Origin of the sequence: Streptomyces sp. CB02959 (assembly GCF_002803155.1) — a bacterium.
Classification (GTDB): Bacteria; Actinomycetota; Actinomycetes; order Streptomycetales; family Streptomycetaceae; genus Streptomyces.
The window spans coordinates 195,358-213,026 of record NZ_NNBP01000018.1 but is presented as its reverse complement, the minus strand read 5'-3'; the positions used below and the strand labels follow the sequence as shown (position 1 = coordinate 213,026).

The following is a 17,669-nucleotide window of genomic DNA, read 5'->3' as shown; positions in this document are numbered from 1 at the left end:
GACCCTGTGGGAGAGTAGGACACCGCCGAACTAATTGTGGGATGGGCCCCGTACCGTGATGGTGCGGGGTCTGTCTGTTTTTGATGAAGCCTCGTTCCCCGAGTTTCGACTCGGGGAACGAGGCTTTTTTGCGTTGTGCTTCCGGAATGCGTAGGTAGGCTCGACGAATGCGCTATGACCTGATCATTTTCGACAATGACGGCGTCCTGGTGGACAGTGAGCCGATCTCCAACCAGATCCTCGCCGACTACCTCACTGAACTGGGGCAGCCGACCACGTACGAGGAGTCGTTGCGCGACTTCATGGGCGGGTCGGTGCAGCGTATTCACGATGTGGTGCGGGAGAAGTCCGGGCGGGCGCTGCCGGTGGACTTCGATGCCAGTTTCCACACGAGGGTTTTTGACGAGTTCCGCCGGCGGCTGCAGCCGGTACCGGGTGTGGAGACGGTGCTGGAGAAGCTGGCCGCGGGCGGTGTGCCGCACTGCGTCGGTTCGTCGGGGAGCCATGAGCGGATCCGGGTGGCGCTGACGAAGACCGGGCTGTTCGAGCGGTTCGGCGAGGGGCGGATCTTCTCGTCGCAGGACGTGGGACGGGGAAAGCCGGCGCCCGATCTGTTCCTGCACGCGGCGAAGGAGATGGGTGTCGAGCCCGGGCGGTGTGCCGTGGTCGAGGACAGTCCGCTCGGAGTGCAGGCGGCGGTGGCCGCCGGGATGGACGTGTACGGGTTCACGGCGATGACGCCGACGGCGAAGCTGGCGGAGGCCGGGGCGACCGAACTGTTCACCGATATGGCGGAACTGCTGCAGTTGTTGCAGTAGGGGGGTGGGTGCGGGGCGGTCGCGCACCGTGCGGGTGTAACTCCTCGTACGCCAGTCGGAATTGGGTCAGTGATCCATCTACCCAGTGGTAGCCCGGAGTTCTAGGCTGACCCGCCATGACGCCCCCACAGGTACCGGGAGCGCGGCTCCGGCACGGCCGGGTCTCGCTCACCCTGAGCTTCTTCGTCCAGGGGGCGGTCTTCGCCCTGCTCGTGACCCGGATACCGGCGATCCAGGTGCGCTACGGGATCTCGGACAGCCTGCTGCCGGCCTTCCTGGCGGCCGTGCCGGTGCTCGCCGGGGTCGGCAGCGTCGGCACCGAGCACCTGGTGAAGCGGGTCTCGCCCAGCACCGTGCTGCGCTGCGTCCAGCCGGTGGTGTGCCTGGCGCTGCTGGCCGTCGGAGCGGTGGGCTCGTTGGTGCAGGTGGCGGTGGCGCTGGCGGCGTTCGGGCTGACGGTGGGCGCCCTGGATGCGTCGATGAACATGCTCGGGGTGAGCCTCCAACGGGCGTACGGGCGCAGCATCATGCTCGGCTTCCACGCCGCGTACAGCCTCGGCGGGATCGTCGGGGCCTCGCTGGCCTGGGCGGGAGCGCATTGGCGGCTGTCGCTGATGGTGCTGTACGGGCCGGCGGTGGCGGTCTTCGTTCCGTTGGTGCTGGTCATCGGCCGGTGGTTCGTCGGGCGGGACCAGCGGGACGCGTCGGACGGGGACGGCGGCGGCCGGGGGGCGGCCGCAGCGCCGGTTGCCATGCGGCTGCTGTTGCCGCTGTGTCTGGTGATGGCGTTCGTGTACATCGGGGACTCGACGGTCTCCAACTGGAGTGCGAAGTACCTCCAGGACGTCCTGGGCAGCTCGGAGCAGCTGGCGACCGTTCCGTACAACGTCTACATGGTGATGACGCTGCTCGGGCGGACCGTCGGTGACCTGGGGGTGCGGCGCTTCGGGCCGGTCCAGGTGGTGCGGACCGGGACGGTGGTCGCGGCGGCCGGCTTCGTGGTGGTGGCGGCGGCGCCGGGCGCCTGGGTGGGGATGGCGGGATTCACCCTGCTGGGGCTCGGGCTGTGTGTGATCGTGCCGCAGACCTTCGCGGCGGCCGGGCGGTACGCGGAGGAGCGACACGGCCCGGGTGCTTCGGACCCGACCATCGCGCGGCTGAACATCTTCAACTATGTCGGGTTCCTGATCGGTTCTCCGCTGGTGGGCGCGCTGGGGGACGCCTGGAGTTACCGCGGCGCGATGCTCGTACCGATGGCCATGGTGCTGGTGACATTGGTGTACGCCCGCTCGTTCGGGTCGTCTCCGGCCAGATACGGTGACGACCATGAGCGGCCGCGCACAGCTGATGTGGGACGAGGCAGTAACGGGCTATGACTTCGGGCCGGGGCATCCGATGGACCCCGTCCGGCTCGCCCTGACGATGCGTCTGGTGGAGGCGTACGAGCTCCACCGCGGGCCGCTGGAGGTGGTGGCCGCCAAGCCGGCCGGCGACTCCACGTTGCGCCTGGTGCACCGCGAGGACTACATCGAGGCGGTCCGCCGGGCCTCCGCCGACCCGGATTCCGCGGATCTCGCGTACGGGCTGGGGACCGAGGACGACCCGGCGTTCGCGGGCATGCACGAGGCGTCGGCGCTGATCGCCGGGCAGTCGGTGGGTGCCGCGGAGGCCGTCTGGCGCGGCGACGCGCAGCATGCGGTGAACTTCGCGGGCGGGTTGCACCACGCGATGCCCGGCGGTGCGGCGGGGTTCTGCGTCTACAACGACGCGGCGCTGGCGATCGCCCGGCTGCTGGAACTGGGGGCCGAACGGGTGGTGTACGTGGATGTGGACGTGCATCACGGCGACGGCGTCCAGGCGGCGTTCTGGGAGGACCCGCGGGTGCTGACGATCTCGCTGCACGAGCATCCGAGGACGCTTTTCCCGCAGACCGGCTGGCCGGAGGAGACCGGTGGGGAGGGCGCGGAGGGCAGTGCGGTGAACGTGGCGCTGCCGGCCGGGACCGGTGACGCAGGCTGGTTGCGGGCTTTCCACGCGGTGGTGCCGGAACTGCTGACCGCGTTCCGTCCGCAGGTCCTGGTCACCCAGCACGGCGCAGACACCCACTTCGAGGACCCGCTCGCGCATCTGGCGGTGAGCCTGGACGCGCAGCGGGCGGTGGCCGAGTCCTGCCATGCGCTGGCCCACGAGCACACGGAGGGCCGCTGGGTCGCGCTCGGGGGCGGCGGCTACGCGGTGGTGGAGGTGGTGCCGCGCAGTTGGACGCATCTGGCGGCGATCGCCGGGCACCGGCCGATCGACCCGACGTCGTCGGTGCCGGAGTCGTGGCGGCACGAAGTGTTCCGTAGGACGCGGCAGTTGGCGCCGCTCCGGATGACGGACGGGCGGACCCCGCGCTGGCGGGATTTCGCCGACGGCGGTTACGACCCGGCCGACCGGCTCGACCAGGCGGTGCTGGCGACCCGGCGGGCGGTGTTCCCGTCCCACGGTCTGTTGCCGTGAGGCGGTGGCGGGTGCCGTAGGGGGTGGGGGAACAGATCCCCTAGGGGGTGGCGGAGCCCCCTGCGGGGCCACAACGTGGCCGGGGCGAGGGGTATTCCGTCCTCGGCACCCGGTCGTGCGGCGATCCGCTGCCCCCGGGCGCGGGCCGCTCCGGGAAGCCCTGGGCCTTTCTGAGGAGGGCCGAACCCGCTCGACCAGAGCCTTCCCCAAGGGATGCCCGCCCGCTCTGAGGGGCCCGCCCAGAGGAAGAGGCGCTGCCCCAGATGTGTGACTACCCGTCGGTTAGGGCATCCGCTGTCCGGTCAACCGGTCAGCATGGGAGCCGTGTTGGGCACCGGCGCGCTGCGGGCGCACCTGATCGAGGCGCGGCTCGCGGGGACGATCGCGACGACGCGGGAGCAGAGCCTGCGGCGCTACCGGCTCTTCGCGGCCCGCGATCCGCGGGCCCTGCTGGGGCTGGATCCCGAACGGGACTGGTCCTATGGCGACGTTCTGCGGCTGATGGGGCAGAAGTGCGGGATTTCGGCCGACCCCGCGCATACTTCCGGTCTGGATGTGATCGATCCGGACCGGACGGTCGCCGGACTGGACGCTTTCGCCGACCGGGTCGCCGCGGCGGTCGGCCGGCGGGTCCCGGTGCTGCTCGGCACCGGCCATCCGCACCGGTTGCTGGAGTTCTACGCCGCCCTCGCAGACGCTCTCTCGTCGGCGGGCTGCCCCGTCCTCACCCCCGCGCATGGCTGCCGTGTCGACATAGCGACCCGGTTCGGGGTACGCACCCGGGTCCTCGACTACGTACGGGGAGTCGCGCTGATGCGTGAACCCGGCGTGCGGGGCGCACCCGCGGAGGGGGGCGTGCACACCCATTCGCCGCTCCCGGTGCGGACCGCTCTGGGGGTCGCCGCGACGTCCGCCGGGCCGCTTCCGGGGCTGGTCATCGGGGACCACGGTTGGGTCTGCGGGGCAGGTCAGCTGGGCATCGAGGCGATCGGGCTGGCGGACACCGACGACCCCGCGCTGTTCGTCGGGGAGGCCGAGGGGCGGCTGTCCGCGGTGGTGCCGCTCGATGATGCCGCCCGGTCCGTGGACTACCTCCCTCTGACGCGCTATGTCATCAATAGGGCGAGTCTGTCCAGATAGACGGTCGTTCGCTGCTCCTCTTCCCCACTCGCATCACCCGCCCCTAATCTGGGGAGTGAACGCATGGCGACGAAGAGTCACCGGAGGGGAAGCCGGTGCCCGTCTTATGCGGAAGGTGCAGGTGTGTGATGGCTGCGGACCAGAGGCCGTTGAACGAGGTTGTGTTTCTGACAGTGGCGGAAGTCGCCACGGTGATGCGAGTGTCGAAGATGACCGTGTACCGCCTGGTGCACAGCGGTCATCTGCCCGCGATCCGCGTGGGGCGGTCCTTCCGGGTGCCGGAGCAGGCGGTCCACGACTATCTTCGCGAATCGTATGTGGGGGTGGAGTCGGCCTGACGGCTCGTTCGAGGGCCCTCGGATTACGCGGTACGGCCGGCGCCGGGTACCCTGGCCCGATGTAGGTAGTGTGGGCTCGGACGCCCCGCACCGAGTGATACGAAGTGAGCGAGGGTAGTCGTGGGCTCTGTTATCAAGAAGCGGCGCAAGCGGATGGCTAAGAAGAAGCACCGCAAGCTGCTCAAGCGCACCCGCGTCCAGCGTCGTAACAAGAAGTAAGCGACGCTGATCGCGATTTCGCGGCCCCTCATCGCCCCCGGGTGATGAGGGGCCGCGGTGCTTTTGTGGGCCGTATGGACGGTGGTGGTACGCAAATGTCGTTACGGGCATCGTGCGGTCATCACTGCGCAACACCGACCCGATAGCGTGAGCTGCACAACTCGGCGCAGGCGGAAGCCGCGGCGGTAAGGAGGGCCGATCTTGGGCAACGTCGTGCTCGTCACGGGCGCCGCACGGCAGCTGGGGGGCCGGTTCGTCCGCCGGATCCAGCGCGATCCCGACGTCGACCGGGTGATCGGGGTCGATGCCGTGGCACCGGAGCACCATCTCGGTGGTGCCGAATTCCTCAAGGCCGACATCCGGCATCCGGCGATCGCCCGGGTCCTGGCCGAGACGGGCGTCGACACCGTGGTCCACATGGACATCAACGGCACGCCCCTGGGCAGCCGCGGCGGCCGGGCCTCCGTCAAGGAGACCAACGTCATCGGCACCATGCAACTGCTCGGCGCCTGCCAGAAGGCGCCGAACGTCCAGCGCGTGGTGATCAAGTCCAGCACCAGCGTCTACGGCTCCGCACCCCGCGACCCGGCCGTCTTCACCGAGAACACCCCGCCCAAGTCGCTGCCCAGCGGCGGCTTCGCGAAGGACACCGTCGAGGTCGAGGGGTACGTCCGCGGTTTCGCCCGGCGCCGCCCCGACGTGGCGGTCTGCGTCCTGCGGTTCGCCAACATCCTCGGCCCGTGTGCGGACTCCCCGCTCGCCGAGTACTTCGCGCTGCCCGTCCTGCCCACCGTCCTCGGTTACGACCCGCGGCTGCAGTTCGTCCACGAGGACGACGCGATCGACGTGCTGCGGATCGCCGCCGCCGAGCCCCGCCGCGGCACCCTCAACAGCGGCACGTTCAACATCGCGGGGGACGGCGTCCTGCTGCTCTCGCAGGTCTCCCGGCGCCTGGGGCGGCCCACGCTCCCGCTCTTCCTGCCCACCGTGACCTGGGCCGGCACCGTCCTGCGGTCCCTCGGCATCACCGACTTCTCCCCCGAGCAGATCCGGATGCTGACCCACGGCCGGGTCGTGGAGACCACGCAGATGCGCGAGACACTGGGTTTCCGTCCTACGTACACGACGGCGGAGACCTTCGAGGAATTCGCCCGCAGCCGAGGATCCGGGCTGCTGCCGCCCGAGTCCCTCGCCCGCACCGTCGACCGGCTCGCCGGCGTGCTGCCCGCACGTCGCGGCGCGAGCCAGTGAGGAGTTCAGCCACGATGGCGGACGCCAAGGTCATTCCCTTCGGCGAGGAACCGCGGGCGCGCCGCAAGGCCCGGCGGGCCGGGCACAGCGGGCGTGGCACGGCGCTGGCGCCCGTACCGGAGGCCCGCACCGGCCCGGAGCAGGCGCCGGCCCCGCGACCGGCCGGCGGCCGGACCCTGGACGAGCGGATCGCGGGCGGGCTGGCCTTCCTTCGCCGGCGGATCACCGGCGACTACGAGGTCGACGACTTCGGCTACGACAAGGAGCTGACCGACCAGGTCCTGATGTCGCTGCTGCGGCCGCTGTACGAGAAGTACTTCCGGGTCGAGGTGAAGGGGATGGAGAACATCCCCGCCGAGGGCGGCGCGCTGATCGTCGCCAACCACTCCGGGACGCTCCCGCTGGACGGCCTGATGCTCCAGGTCGCGGTGCACGACAACCACCCGGCGCAGCGGCACCTGCGGCTGCTCGCGGCCGATCTGGTGTTCGTCCTGCCGGTGATGAACGAGTTGGCCCGCAAGGCCGGGCACACCCTCGCCTGCGCGGAGGACGCCCAGCGGCTGCTGGAGCGCGGGGAGATCGTCGGGGTGATGCCGGAGGGCTTCAAGGGCATCGGGAAGCCGTTCGCGGACCGCTACAAGCTCCAGCGCTTCGGGCGGGGCGGCTTCGTCTCCACGGCGCTGAAGGCCGGGGTGCCGATCGTGCCGTGCTCGATCGTGGGCGCCGAGGAGATCTACCCGATGATCGGGAACGCCAAGACCCTGGCGCGGGTGCTGGGGCTGCCGTACTTCCCGGTCACGCCGACCTTCCCGTGGCTGGGTCCGCTCGGCGGGGTGCCGCTGCCGACGAAGTGGACGATCCAGTTCGGCGAGCCCATCCCGACCGATGGCTATCCGGCGGAGGCGGCCGACGATCCGATGCTGATGTTCAACCTGACCGATCAGGTCCGGGAGACCATCCAGCACACCCTCTACAAGCTGCTCGTGCAGCGGCGCTCGGTGTTCTTCTGAGGGAGGACCGGAAGAACACCGAGCGCCGGTGGGTGGGTGCGCCGGCCGCCGCGCGGCGGCCGGCTGCTACTTGGACAGGTTGTCGCCGTCGATCCCCAGGTCGGGGAGGAGCCCCGGCAGTAGCGGCGGCAGCGTGACGTCGGGGTGACCGGTGCCCTCCTTGCCGTGGCTGCCGTCGTGCGGTGAGGCGCTGCCCTTGCCGGGCGTGCCGAGCAGACCGCCCGTACTGCCGCCGAGCAGGCCGTCCTGCTGCTGGGACGGCGAGGCCGAGGGGCGCGGGGCCTGCTCGGCGGTGCCGTGGGCGTCGGACGCGGAGTCGTCGCCGGCGGGGGACGGGCGGTGGCCGCTGCCGGTGGTGCTCCCGTCGGCCGGTGTTTCGCGGTGACGGTTGCGGGCGGCGTCCGGGCCCTGCGGGAGCAGCGACCGCAGCGGACCGACCTCATCGTCTATGGCGTCGAAGACCGAACTGACCTCGTCGCGCACGTCGGTGAGCTGCACCGGGAGCCGGTCGCGCAGCTGCGTCCAGGTGTCGCGGTGCGACCTGGTGAAGGAGTTCAGCGCCTGGATGGGGCCGAGCGAGCCGTCGCGCTTGTAGGCCGCGTGCAGCAGGCGGTGTCCCTCGCCCGCGTCGTGGCGGACGCCGGCCAGCGCTCTGCGGACCTCGCCGAGCGCCTCGTGGTCGAGGTGCGCGGACCGGCCCCGCTCCATCAGGCGACGGGCCTCCAGCATGCGGGTCGACGCCTGGTCGAGGTAGAGCCGACCGCGATCGGAGTCGTCGTCGGCCATGGTGAGCTGGAGGTCCTCCATGCCGCGCTTGAGGCCGTAGAGGGAGTCGCCGGGGAGGGCGTCGGTGCTGGCCGCGGCGACGCCGCTGAAGGCGCCGGCGGCGACGCCGACTGTCAGGCCGCCGGCCGCCAGCCCCTTGGAGAGCCGCGAGCGCGGGCGCAGGCGGCCGAGTGATTTCGTGGCGCGGTGCGCGCCCTTGGCTTCGCGTTGGTCTGGCACCCGGGCGTCGCCGGACGGGGCGCCTTCGGCGAAGGCGGCCTCCATCGCGGCGATGAGTTGGGCACGTTGGACGGTTTTGACCTCGGCGGCCATCTCCGGCTTCGGGAGTTCCCCGAGGCCGTCGGCGACCGCCAACAGCCGTGCGTCCACCGGCGCCTGCGCCGGACTGTCGACCTGGTCCTCGGCCGCCGCGCCCCTGAGCACCTGCTCCTCCAGGGCCTGGGCGAAGGCGTTGGCCCGCCGGTGCACCGACACATTCGTGATCACGGGCGGCACCTCCTCTCGTCATCCCGCTCGACTCCCCGGACTGGCATTGACTATCCAGACGGACCGGATGGTTGCACGCCGTTGTCCGTGGCCACTCGAAGGAGTGAGTGGCAGCGGACATGGCGTGACCGCGTGGAGCCTGCATCCCGCACAACGAGCGGCGCGGCACTCGGGTTACGCACTCACGATGATCTGACCGTCAGGGCATGCCTGGTCACCAACGGTGAGCGGTGGACGGGGTGTTGGGGGCGGAGGGGCCGGGCGGTGTCAGCGCGCGTCTTCGGGGAGGAGCCGCGCCAGGGTGCGGACGGCTCGGTACTGGAGGGTCTTGATGGCGCCCTCGTTCTTGCCCATGACGCGGGCGGTCTCGGCTACCGAGAGGCCCTGGAGGAAGCGAAGGGTGACGCATTCCTGCTGTTGGGGGTTGAGCTTGCGTACCGCCTCCAACAGGGCGGCGTTGGAGAGGGATTCGAGGACCGAGTCCTCGGGGCTGCGCTCGACCTCGTTGGCGTCGAGCATCTCTCCGGTGGTGACTTCCAGGCGGAAGCGGGAGGACTTGAAGTGGTCGGCGACGAGGTTGCGGGCGATGGTCACCAGCCAGGCGCCGAAGTCCCGCCCCTGCCAGGTGAACGTACCGATGCGGCGCAGGGCCCGGAGGAAGGTCTCACTGGTGAGGTCCTCGGCCGTGGCGCGGCCGCCCACGCGGTAGTAGATGTAGCGGTAGACGGTGTCGGCGTACTGGTCGTAGAGGCGGCCGAAGGCGTCGGCCTCGCCGGCCTGTGCGCGTTCGACGAGGTCCATCATGCGGCGGCTGTCGCTGTCCGCGGGGCGCCGTGCGGTGGTGGTGCCGGCGCCGGCGCGGCGGGTTCTGCCGGCGGTGGCGGCCTTGCCGACCGTAGCGCTCCCGTCGGCCAGTGCGTAGCAGGGGCCGGTGGGGACGGCTGTGGCGAATGCGGGGACGGCGTACGCGGTGGGGACAAAACTGCGCAGGTGGTCGACGAGTGTCGTACGCAGCGTAGCCAGGCCCGAGGCGTCAACCCCGACGTGTGGGTACACGGGACTCCCAGAGGCAGAGCTTCCATCACGTGCAGTGCGGGACCGTTCACTCGTCGTAGGGACGTGTGGGTTCCGGAATGCGTCTGAGGAGAATAACGCTTCGTACAGGCAGCGCTACACCCAGTTGCTCAAATCATCGATTACTTACGGTCCGTGTCCGGTTGGTGGCGGATCAAGTATCGAATACTGAGCAACTTTTGATCGGAAGGGAGCGCAATCTGCCTGGTTGGAGGGCGTGTTGTGGTTAACCACCAGGAAAGGGACTGACGGGGCGACGGCGGGGGTAGGGAGTGCGGATGGCCCGCCGCCGGGCCCGGTGATCAAGGGTGGTCAGCGGCGGCGGCGCTGGAGGGCGGCGGCGGCCGCCGCTCCGCCGGCGAGGGCGCCCACGGCGGCGGCCGCCGGGATGCCGATCCGGACCGCCTTGCGCCCGGTCCGGTAGTCACGCAAACGCCAGCCGTGCTCGCGGGCGTGCTTGCGCAGCCGGGCGTCGGGGTTGATCGCGTAGGGGTGGCCGACGAGCGAGAGCATCGGGATGTCGTTGGCCGAGTCGCTGTAGGCGGCGCAGTGCGACAGGTCCAGGCCCTCGGCGCCGGCCAGGGCGCGCACCGCCTCGGCCTTCGCCGGGCCGTGCAGCGGCTCGCCCACCAGCTTGCCGGTGTAGACCCCGCCGACGGACTCGGCGACCGTGCCGAGGGCACCGGTCAGGCCCAGCCGGCGGGCGATGATCGTCGCGGTCTCGACGGGGGCGGCGGTCACCAGCCAGACCTTCTGGCCGGCGTCGAGGTGGGCCTGGGCCAGCGCGCGGGTGCCGGGCCAGACGCGCTCGGCCATGTACTCGTCGTAGATCTCCTCGCCGATCGTCATGAGCTCGGCGACGCGGTGGCCCTGGACGATGGAGAGCGCGCTGTTGCGGACGTCCGCCATGTGCTCGGGGTTCTCCGAGCCGGCCAGCCGGAAGTAGACCTGCTGCCAGGCGAAGCGGGCCAGGTCGCGCTTGTGGAAGAAGTGCCGCTTGTACAGGCCGCGGCCGAAGTGGAAGAGGGCGGCGCCCTGCATGACGGTGTTGTCGAGGTCGAAGAAGGCGGCCGCGCTGGTGTCCCCGGCGACCGGGAACTCCGGTTCGGCCGGGGCCTCGGCGGGTGGCGCCTCCTGGGAGGACTTCCGGGCGGCCTCGGCCGCGGCCTCGCCGGCGAGCACGCTGCGTGCCGTGGCGGGCCGTCTGCGGCGGGTGAACCACCCCGTGGGGAAAAGCGCCCCGGCGGGGCTCCGGTCGGGGCGGTGAGCGGGCGACGGGCAGGCCATGCGGCTAGCGTAGCCAGTTTGTTCGGTGCAGCCGGTTACGGGCGCGTGTCCGGAGGCACCGGGGCCGCCGACGGCTGTGTTACGGCCACTCGAAGGGCGCCCGGGGGAGGGCGGTTCCCGCCGGGTGGAGGCGCTCAGGCGCCCAGTGCGGTGCGCAGGCGCCGGGGGTCGACCCGCCAGAAGTCGTGCTGGGCGCCGTCCACGAGGACGACCGGAATCTGCTCCCAGTACTTGCGGTGCAGCTCGGCGTCCTCGGTGATGTCCTTCCTCTCCCAGGAGGCGCCGGTCTCCGCGCACACCTTCTCGATCACCGCCTGCGCGTCGTCGCACAGGTGGCAGCCCGGCTTTCCGACGAGGGTGACCATGCGGTCGGCGGGGCTCTTGCGGGGGGTGCGGCTGAACAAGGGGGCCATGGGGTCATTGTGCCGGTTCGGGGCGGCACTCCCACCGGATGGTTTCGCTTACCATCAATGGGCGATTTGTAGGTTTCCGGGGGTATGGCGGTGAGGAGTGAGGGCGCGTGCTCCCGTCAGTGCTGCCGAGAGTCGCCGGTGGCGCGCGTGAACGGTGTGACGTGGGAGTTGGTTCCGCGGACCCCCGTAAAAGCTGCGTGAGCCCCATCACTTTGGCCGGACAAAGCGGACACCATCTTTGTGCACGCGTTCACAAAGACATAGCCTGCAAGAGACAGGGCGGTCGGGTTTCTGGCGGTCGCCCGCAGCCCCGCTCTACCCGCAGGAGCACCGTGGCAACTGGCCGAACTCACCGACCGGCGACCCGAAGCCGAGGCATCCCCGAGGCCACCGTCGCCCGGCTACCGCTGTATCTGCGTGCCCTGACCGCGCTCTCCGAGCGTTCGGTCCCCACGGTGTCCTCCGAAGAGCTCGCGGCCGCCGCGGGAGTCAACTCCGCGAAGCTGCGCAAGGACTTCTCCTACCTCGGCTCCTACGGGACCCGGGGCGTCGGCTACGACGTGGAGTACCTCGTCTACCAGATCTCGCGGGAACTCGGCCTCACCCAGGACTGGCCCGTGGTCATCGTCGGTATCGGCAACCTCGGCGCCGCACTCGCCAACTACGGCGGTTTCGCCTCCCGCGGCTTCCGGGTCGCCGCGCTGATCGACGCCGACCCGGCCATGGCCGGCAAGCCGGTCGCCGGCATCCCGGTCCAGCACACCGACGAGCTGGAGCAGATCATCCAGGACAACGGCGTCTCGATCGGCGTGATCGCCACGCCGGCCGGCGCCGCCCAGCAGGTCTGCGACCGCCTGGTCGCCGCCGGTGTCACCTCGATCCTCAACTTCGCGCCGACCGTGCTGACCGTCCCGGACGGGGTGGACGTCCGCAAGGTCGACCTCTCCATAGAGCTGCAGATCCTCGCCTTCCACGAGCAGCGCAAGGCGGGCGAGGAGACCGGGCAGACCGGTCCGGAGGCGACGGAGGGCCCGGCGGGCGCCACGACGCCCCCGGACCGTGCCGTGACCGCCGCGACCGACCGCAAGGGACCTGACGGGGACGTTCCCGCCGTGATGCCAGCATGAGTCTCCTCGTCGTCGGACTGAGTCATCGCAGCGCGCCGGTGAGCGTGCTGGAGCGGGCCGCGCTCGCCCCGGAGAGCCGCGGCAAGCTGCTGCAGGACGTGGTGTCGGCCGAGCCGGCCACCGAGTCCGCGGTGCTCTCCACCTGCAACCGCATCGAGCTCTATGCCGACGTGGACAAGTTCCACGCCGGTGTCGCCGAGCTGTCCACCCTCCTGGTCCGCCACTGCGGCGTCGACCTGGAGGAGCTGACCCCTTATCTCTACGTCCACTACGAGGACCGCGCCGTCCACCACCTCTTCTCGGTGGCCTGCGGCCTGGACTCCATGGTGGTCGGCGAGGGCCAGATCCTCGGGCAGATCAAGGACGCGCTGGCCGTCGCCCAGGAGCAGCACACCGCCGGGCGGCTGCTCAACGACCTCTTCCAGCAGGCCCTGCGGGTCGGCAAGCGCGCGCACAGCGAGACCGGCATCGACAAGGCCGGCCAGTCGCTGGTCACCTTCGGCCTGGAGCAGCTGGCCGGCGGCGCGGACGTGGCCGGCTGGGCGCGCGGCAAGCGGGCGCTGGTGATCGGCGCCGGCTCGATGTCCTCGCTGGCCGCCACCACCCTCGTACGGAACGGCATCGGCGAGCTGGCCGTGGCCAACCGGACGGTGGCGCGCGCCGAGCGGCTGGTCGAGATCCTCACCGAGCCGGGCGGGCCGGGCGCCGTCGCCGGGCTGAGCGCCCGCGCGATCGCCATGGACGCCGTCGAGGCGGAGCTGGCCCGCGCGGAGATCGTCATCTCCTGTACCGGGGCGGCCGGACTGGTGCTGAGCGGTGAGCGGATCGCCGCCGCGCTGGCCGGGCGCAGTGACCGGATGTGGCTGCTCGACCTGGCCATGCCGCGCGACATCGACGCCGCGGCGCACCGGATCGACGGGGCCCGCCTGGTCGACATCGAGTCGCTGGCCGAGGCGTCCGCCGACGCGCCGATGGCCGCCGACGTGGACACGGTGCGCGGCATCGTCGCCGACGAGGTCGCCGCGTTCGGCGCCGCCCAGCGGGCCGCGCACATCACCCCCACCGTGGTCGCCCTGCGCACCATGGCCGCGGACGTCGTCAGCAGCGAGATCGCCCGGCTCGACGGCCGCCTCCCCGACCTCGACGACAAGCAGCGGGCGGAGATCACCCAGACCGTCCGCCGGGTCGTCGACAAGCTCCTGCACGCGCCTACGGTGCGGGTCAAGCAGCTCGCCAGCGAGCCCGGCGGTGCCGGATACGCGGACGCCCTGCGGGAGCTCTTCGACCTCGACCCCCAGACGGTCGCCGCCGTCAGCAGGGCCGACACCCGAGCCGACCAGCACGACGCAGCACGGGAGCGGGCATGACCGACAGCACGATGAGCCCCCTGCGACTGGGCACCAGGCGCAGCAAGCTCGCCATGGCCCAGTCCGGGCAGGTGGCCGAGGCGGTGCGCGAGCTGACCGGCCGCCCCGTCGACCTGGTGGAGATCACCACCTTCGGCGACACCTCCCGTGAGCACCTGGCGCAGATCGGCGGCACCGGCGTCTTCGTCTCGGCGCTGCGCGACGCGCTGCTGGCCGGCGAGATCGACTTCGCCGTCCACTCGCTGAAGGACCTGCCGACCGCGCAGCCCGCGGAGCTGGCCCTGGCGGCGATACCGGTGCGCGAGGACCCCCGGGACGCGCTGATCGCCCGGGACGGCCTCACCTTCGAGGAGCTTCCCGACGGCGCCCGCGTGGGCACCGGTTCGCCCCGGCGGATGGCGCAGCTCAACGCCTGGGCCCGGACGCTGGGTAAGCGCATCGAGACCGTCCCGGTCCGCGGCAACGTCGACACCCGGATCGGCTTCGTCGAGAAGGGCGAGTTGGACGGGGTCGTACTGGCCGCCGCCGGCCTGACCCGGATCGGCCGGATCGACGAGGCGACGCAGCTGCTGTCGCCCGACATGGTTTTGCCCGCCCCCGGCCAGGGGGCACTGGCGATCGAGTGTGTCGCGGCCAACGCGCACCTCGTCGCCGCGCTCGCCGAGCTCGACGACCCGGTCACCCGGGCCGCCGTGACCGCCGAGCGTTCCCTGCTCGCCGCCCTGGAGGCCGGCTGTTCCGCCCCCGTGGCGGCCTTGGCCGACTTGCAGGCTGACGAGCAGGCTGTCACCGAAATGCACCTGCGCGGAGTCGTCGGCACGCTCGACGGCAGCACGCTGGTGCAGCTGTCCACCACCGGGCACGTACCTGCCTCTCTTGACGATGAGTCGGTCCCACTTCGTATGGGCCGGGAACTCGCCGTCGAGATGCTCGCAAAGGGTGCGGCCGGTCTTATGGGGGAGCGAGCACTTTGAACCCCACCGCCCCAAACCACTCCGCCTCCGGTCAGGTCACCTTCCTGGGTGCCGGGCCGGGAGACCCGGGTCTGCTGACGTTGCGGGCCGTGGAGGCACTGGCCTCCGCGGACGTCCTCGTCGCCGATCCGCAAGTCCTGGACGTCGTGCGTGTGCACGCACGCGCACAGGTGGACATTCCGTTGCAGATGTCAGCTGACGAGGCGTCAATCCTCGGCAGTCCCCATGGCGTTTCCGCCCTTCGGGACACCGCCAATCTTGTCATGGCGGCCGCCCGTGGGGGCAAGCGGGTCGTCCGTGCGGTGACCGGTGACCCCGGGCTCGACGGCTATGTCGCCGAGGAGATGCTGGCGTGCGCCGCCGAGGGCATCGTCTTCGAGGTCATCCCCGGTATCGCCGCCGCGGTCGGCGTGCCCGCGTACGCCGGTGTGCCGCTGCGCGACGCCCAGGGCACCGACGTGCGCTTCATCGACGCCCGCAGCGCCGACGACCGCTGCTGGTCCGAGCTGGGCACCAGCGACGCCACCGCGGTGGTCTCCACCACCTTGGACTCGGTGGCCGCGGCCGCCGGGGAGTTGGTGGCGGCCGGCCGCAAGCCGGACACCCCGATGACCGTCACGGTCGCCGGCACCACCACCCGGCAGCGCACCTGGACCGCCACCCTCGGGAGCGTCGCCCAGGTGCTCAAGGCCGCCAAGGTGCTGCCGTCGCCGGACGGCGGCCAGCCGGTCATAGCCGTGGTCGGCGAGCGCAGCGCGGCGGCGCAGCGCGACCAGCTCTCGTGGTTCGAGAACAAGCCGCTGTTCGGCTGGCGGGTACTGGTCCCGCGGACCAAGGAGCAGGCCGCGTCGCTCTCCGACCAGCTCGTCTCGTACGGCGCGGTGCCGCACGAGGTCCCGACCATCGCCGTCGAGCCGCCGCGCACCCCGCAGCAGATGGAGCGCGCGGTCAAGGGCCTGGTCACCGGCCGCTACGAGTGGATCGCCTTCACTTCGGTGAACGCCGTCAAGGCCGTCCGGGAGAAGTTCGAGGAGTACGGGCTGGACGCGCGGGCGTTCGCCGGGATCAAGGTCGCGGCGGTCGGCGAGCAGACCGCCAGGGCGCTGGTCGCCTTCGGTGTGAAGCCGGACCTGGTGCCCAGCGGCGAGCAGTCCGCGGCCGGGCTGCTGGAGGACTGGCCGCCCTACGACCCGGTCTTCGACCCGATCGACCGGGTGTTCCTGCCGCGCGCCGACATCGCCACCGAGACGCTGGTGGCCGGGCTGATCGAGCTGGGCTGGGAGGTCGACGACGTCACCGCCTACCGGACCGTGCGCGCCTCGCCGCCGCCGGCCGACACCCGCGAGGCGATCAAGGGCGGCGGCTTCGACGCGGTCCTGTTCACCTCGTCCTCGACGGTGCGGAACCTCGTCGGGATCGCCGGCAAGCCGCACAACGTGACCGTGATCGCCTGTATCGGCCCGGCCACCGCCAAGACGGCCGAGGAGCACGGGCTGCGGGTGGACGTGATGTCGCCCGAGCCGTCGGTGCACAAGCTGGCCGAGGCGCTCGCGGACTTCGGGGCGGCGCGGCGCGACAGCGCCGTCGAGGCCGGGGACCCGGTCACCCGCCCCAGTGAGCGCCGGCCCGGCTCGCGCCGGCGGGCGCGTAGCTGAGCGGCGGCACGTACGGCTCTGAAGGGCGCCTCTTCCCGGGGCGCCCTTCGGCTTGTCCGCGGTGCTGTCCGGGCCCGCCCGGCCGACGTTGCGTCGGCAAAGGCGGGTGCGGGGCGGGCGTAGCGTGGACGCCATGACGAAGTACGGAAGCTTCCCGGGGGCGCGGCCGCGACGGCTGCGCACCACCCCCGCCATGCGGCGGATGGTCGCGGAGTACCGCCTGCATCCGGCCGACCTCATCCTCCCGGCGTTCGTGCGGGAGGGCATCGCCGAGCCGGTGCCCCTCGCCGCCATGCCGGGCGTCGTCCAGCACACGCGTGACACGCTGCGCAAGGCGGCCGTCGAGGCGGTCGAGGCCGGGGTCGCCGGAATCATGCTGTTCGGCGTGCCGGAGGACGAGAAGAAGGACGCGGCGGGTACGGCGGGCACCGACCCGGACGGCATCCTCCAGCTGGCCATCCGGGACGTGCGGTCCGAGGTCGGCGACGACCTGGTGATCATGTCGGACCTGTGCCTGGACGAGTACACCGACCACGGCCACTGCGGGGTGCTGGACGCCGACGGGCGGGTCGACAACGACGCGACGCTGGACCGGTACGCCGAGATGGCGCAGGTGCAGGCCGACGCGGGCGTCCACGTGGTGGGCCCCAGCGGCATGATGGACGGTCAGGTCGGCGTCGTCCGGGACGCGCTGGACCAGACCGGCCACGAGGACGTCTCGATCCTGGCGTACACCGCGAAGTACTCGTCGGCGTTCTACGGGCCGTTCCGCGAAGCGGTCGGCTCGTCGCTCAAGGGCGACCGCAAGACCTACCAGCAGGACCCGGCGAACCTCCGCGAGTCGCTGCGCGAGCTGGCGCTCGACCTCCAGGAGGGCGCCGACATGGTGATGGTCAAGCCGGCGCTGCCCTACCTGGACGTCCTGGCGAAGATCGCGGACGAGGTGGACGTGCCGGTCGCGGCGTACCAGATCTCCGGTGAGTACGCGATGGTCGAGGCGGCTGCCGAGAAGGGCTGGATCGACCGGGACAAGGCGATCCTGGAGACCCTCACGGGGATCAAGCGGGCCGGTGCCCACATGATCCTCACCTACTGGGCGACGGAGGTCGCGCGGAAGCTGGGCTAGCCGCCCCGCGGCGAGAGGGCCCCGGGTGCCGCGAGCGGATCGCGGTGCCCGGGGCCTCGTCATGGCGGTTCCTCGGCCGGTGGCGGGCCCGGTGGG

17 protein-coding genes are annotated in these 17,669 nt (G+C 71.4%); 13 read left to right on the top strand and 4 right to left on the bottom strand.

Annotated features, from left to right (window positions below):
- The first annotated feature begins 167 nt into the window (after window positions 1–167).
- The 8 genes from CG747_RS27645 to CG747_RS27610 all read left to right on the top strand — a co-directional run bounded on the left by CG747_RS27645 (window position 168) and on the right by CG747_RS27610 (window position 7,278).
- A complete protein-coding gene (locus CG747_RS27645; RefSeq protein WP_100604541.1) occupies window positions 168–818 on the top strand; it encodes an HAD family phosphatase in 651 nt (216 codons plus the stop codon).
- 116 nt (window positions 819–934) lie between these two features.
- Window positions 935–2,194, top strand: a complete 1,260-nt coding sequence (locus tag CG747_RS27640) for an MFS transporter (RefSeq protein ID WP_100604540.1) — start codon at window positions 935–937, stop codon at window positions 2,192–2,194.
- On the top strand, window positions 2,145–3,320 hold the full coding sequence (locus CG747_RS27635; RefSeq protein ID WP_100604539.1) for an acetoin utilization protein AcuC: 1,176 nt from the start codon (window positions 2,145–2,147) through the stop codon (window positions 3,318–3,320). Before CG747_RS27640 ends, CG747_RS27635 begins: the two co-directional genes overlap by 50 nt.
- A 324-nt stretch (window positions 3,321–3,644) precedes the next feature.
- Window positions 3,645–4,460, top strand: coding sequence for a phosphatase (locus CG747_RS27630; protein ID WP_100604564.1), 816 nt, complete (start codon window positions 3,645–3,647; stop codon window positions 4,458–4,460).
- 128 nt (window positions 4,461–4,588) lie between these two features.
- Entirely contained in the window at window positions 4,589–4,798 is a 210-nt protein-coding gene (locus tag CG747_RS27625) for a helix-turn-helix domain-containing protein (RefSeq protein ID WP_014144137.1), read from the top strand.
- 120 nt (window positions 4,799–4,918) lie between these two features.
- Window positions 4,919–5,017 (top strand): 30S ribosomal protein bS22, encoded by a 99-nt coding sequence (locus CG747_RS27620; protein ID WP_003948845.1) that lies wholly within the window; start codon window positions 4,919–4,921, stop codon window positions 5,015–5,017.
- A gap of 201 nt (window positions 5,018–5,218) precedes the next feature.
- Window positions 5,219–6,268 (top strand): NAD-dependent epimerase/dehydratase family protein, encoded by a 1,050-nt coding sequence (locus CG747_RS27615; protein WP_100604538.1) that lies wholly within the window; start codon window positions 5,219–5,221, stop codon window positions 6,266–6,268.
- 14 nt (window positions 6,269–6,282) lie between these two features.
- Window positions 6,283–7,278: a lysophospholipid acyltransferase family protein gene (locus CG747_RS27610; RefSeq protein WP_100604537.1), complete on the top strand. Its 996-nt coding sequence runs from the start codon at window positions 6,283–6,285 to the stop codon at window positions 7,276–7,278.
- Window positions 7,279–7,344: 66 nt separating this feature from the next.
- Here CG747_RS27610 and CG747_RS27605 read toward each other — a convergent pair whose 3' ends face one another.
- The 4 genes from CG747_RS27605 to CG747_RS27590 form a co-directional block, all read right to left on the bottom strand.
- Window positions 7,345–8,550, bottom strand: coding sequence for a DUF5667 domain-containing protein (locus CG747_RS27605; protein ID WP_100604536.1), 1,206 nt, complete (start codon window positions 8,548–8,550; stop codon window positions 7,345–7,347).
- Between the two features lie 267 nt (window positions 8,551–8,817).
- Complete coding sequence (locus CG747_RS27600) at window positions 8,818–9,606, bottom strand: ECF subfamily RNA polymerase sigma factor, BldN family (protein WP_100604535.1); 789 nt, start codon at window positions 9,604–9,606, stop codon at window positions 8,818–8,820.
- Between the two features lie 330 nt (window positions 9,607–9,936).
- A complete protein-coding gene (locus tag CG747_RS27595; RefSeq protein WP_374701822.1) occupies window positions 9,937–10,806 on the bottom strand; it encodes an HAD family hydrolase in 870 nt (289 codons plus the stop codon).
- Between the two features lie 239 nt (window positions 10,807–11,045).
- Window positions 11,046–11,324: a glutaredoxin family protein gene (locus CG747_RS27590; protein ID WP_100604533.1), complete on the bottom strand. Its 279-nt coding sequence runs from the start codon at window positions 11,322–11,324 to the stop codon at window positions 11,046–11,048.
- 332 nt (window positions 11,325–11,656) lie between these two features.
- Between CG747_RS27590 and CG747_RS27585 the strand changes: the two genes are divergently transcribed.
- The 5 genes from CG747_RS27585 to hemB all read left to right on the top strand — a co-directional run bounded on the left by CG747_RS27585 (window position 11,657) and on the right by hemB (window position 17,573).
- Window positions 11,657–12,451 (top strand): redox-sensing transcriptional repressor Rex, encoded by a 795-nt coding sequence (locus CG747_RS27585; protein ID WP_100604532.1) that lies wholly within the window; start codon window positions 11,657–11,659, stop codon window positions 12,449–12,451.
- The gene (locus CG747_RS27580) at window positions 12,448–13,818 is read left to right on the top strand and encodes a glutamyl-tRNA reductase (protein WP_100604531.1); all 1,371 of its coding nucleotides are present in this window, start codon (window positions 12,448–12,450) and stop codon (window positions 13,816–13,818) included. The genes CG747_RS27585 and CG747_RS27580 overlap by 4 nt, the downstream gene beginning before the upstream one ends.
- Window positions 13,815–14,792: a hydroxymethylbilane synthase gene (gene hemC / locus CG747_RS27575; RefSeq protein WP_100604530.1), complete on the top strand. Its 978-nt coding sequence runs from the start codon at window positions 13,815–13,817 to the stop codon at window positions 14,790–14,792. The genes CG747_RS27580 and hemC overlap by 4 nt, the downstream gene beginning before the upstream one ends.
- Complete coding sequence (locus CG747_RS27570; RefSeq protein ID WP_100604529.1) at window positions 14,789–16,447, top strand: uroporphyrinogen-III synthase; 1,659 nt, start codon at window positions 14,789–14,791, stop codon at window positions 16,445–16,447. Before hemC ends, CG747_RS27570 begins: the two co-directional genes overlap by 4 nt.
- 133 nt (window positions 16,448–16,580) lie before the next feature.
- A complete protein-coding gene (gene hemB, locus CG747_RS27565; RefSeq protein WP_100604528.1) occupies window positions 16,581–17,573 on the top strand; it encodes a porphobilinogen synthase in 993 nt (330 codons plus the stop codon).
- Window positions 17,574–17,669 lie beyond the last annotated feature (96 nt).

Coding starts and splice junctions, on each gene's coding strand:
- CG747_RS27645 (WP_100604541.1), top strand. CDS start 168: ATGCGCTATGACCTGATCATTTTCGACAATGACGGCGTCCTGGTGGAC.
- CG747_RS27640 (WP_100604540.1), top strand. CDS start 935: ATGACGCCCCCACAGGTACCGGGAGCGCGGCTCCGGCACGGCCGGGTC.
- CG747_RS27635 (WP_100604539.1), top strand. CDS start 2,145: ATGAGCGGCCGCGCACAGCTGATGTGGGACGAGGCAGTAACGGGCTAT.
- CG747_RS27625 (WP_014144137.1), top strand. CDS start 4,589: ATGGCTGCGGACCAGAGGCCGTTGAACGAGGTTGTGTTTCTGACAGTG.
- CG747_RS27610 (WP_100604537.1), top strand. CDS start 6,283: ATGGCGGACGCCAAGGTCATTCCCTTCGGCGAGGAACCGCGGGCGCGC.
- CG747_RS27590 (WP_100604533.1), bottom strand. CDS start 11,324: ATGGCCCCCTTGTTCAGCCGCACCCCCCGCAAGAGCCCCGCCGACCGC.
- CG747_RS27580 (WP_100604531.1), top strand. CDS start 12,448: ATGAGTCTCCTCGTCGTCGGACTGAGTCATCGCAGCGCGCCGGTGAGC.
- hemC (WP_100604530.1), top strand. CDS start 13,815: ATGACCGACAGCACGATGAGCCCCCTGCGACTGGGCACCAGGCGCAGC.
- hemB (WP_100604528.1), top strand. CDS start 16,581: ATGACGAAGTACGGAAGCTTCCCGGGGGCGCGGCCGCGACGGCTGCGC.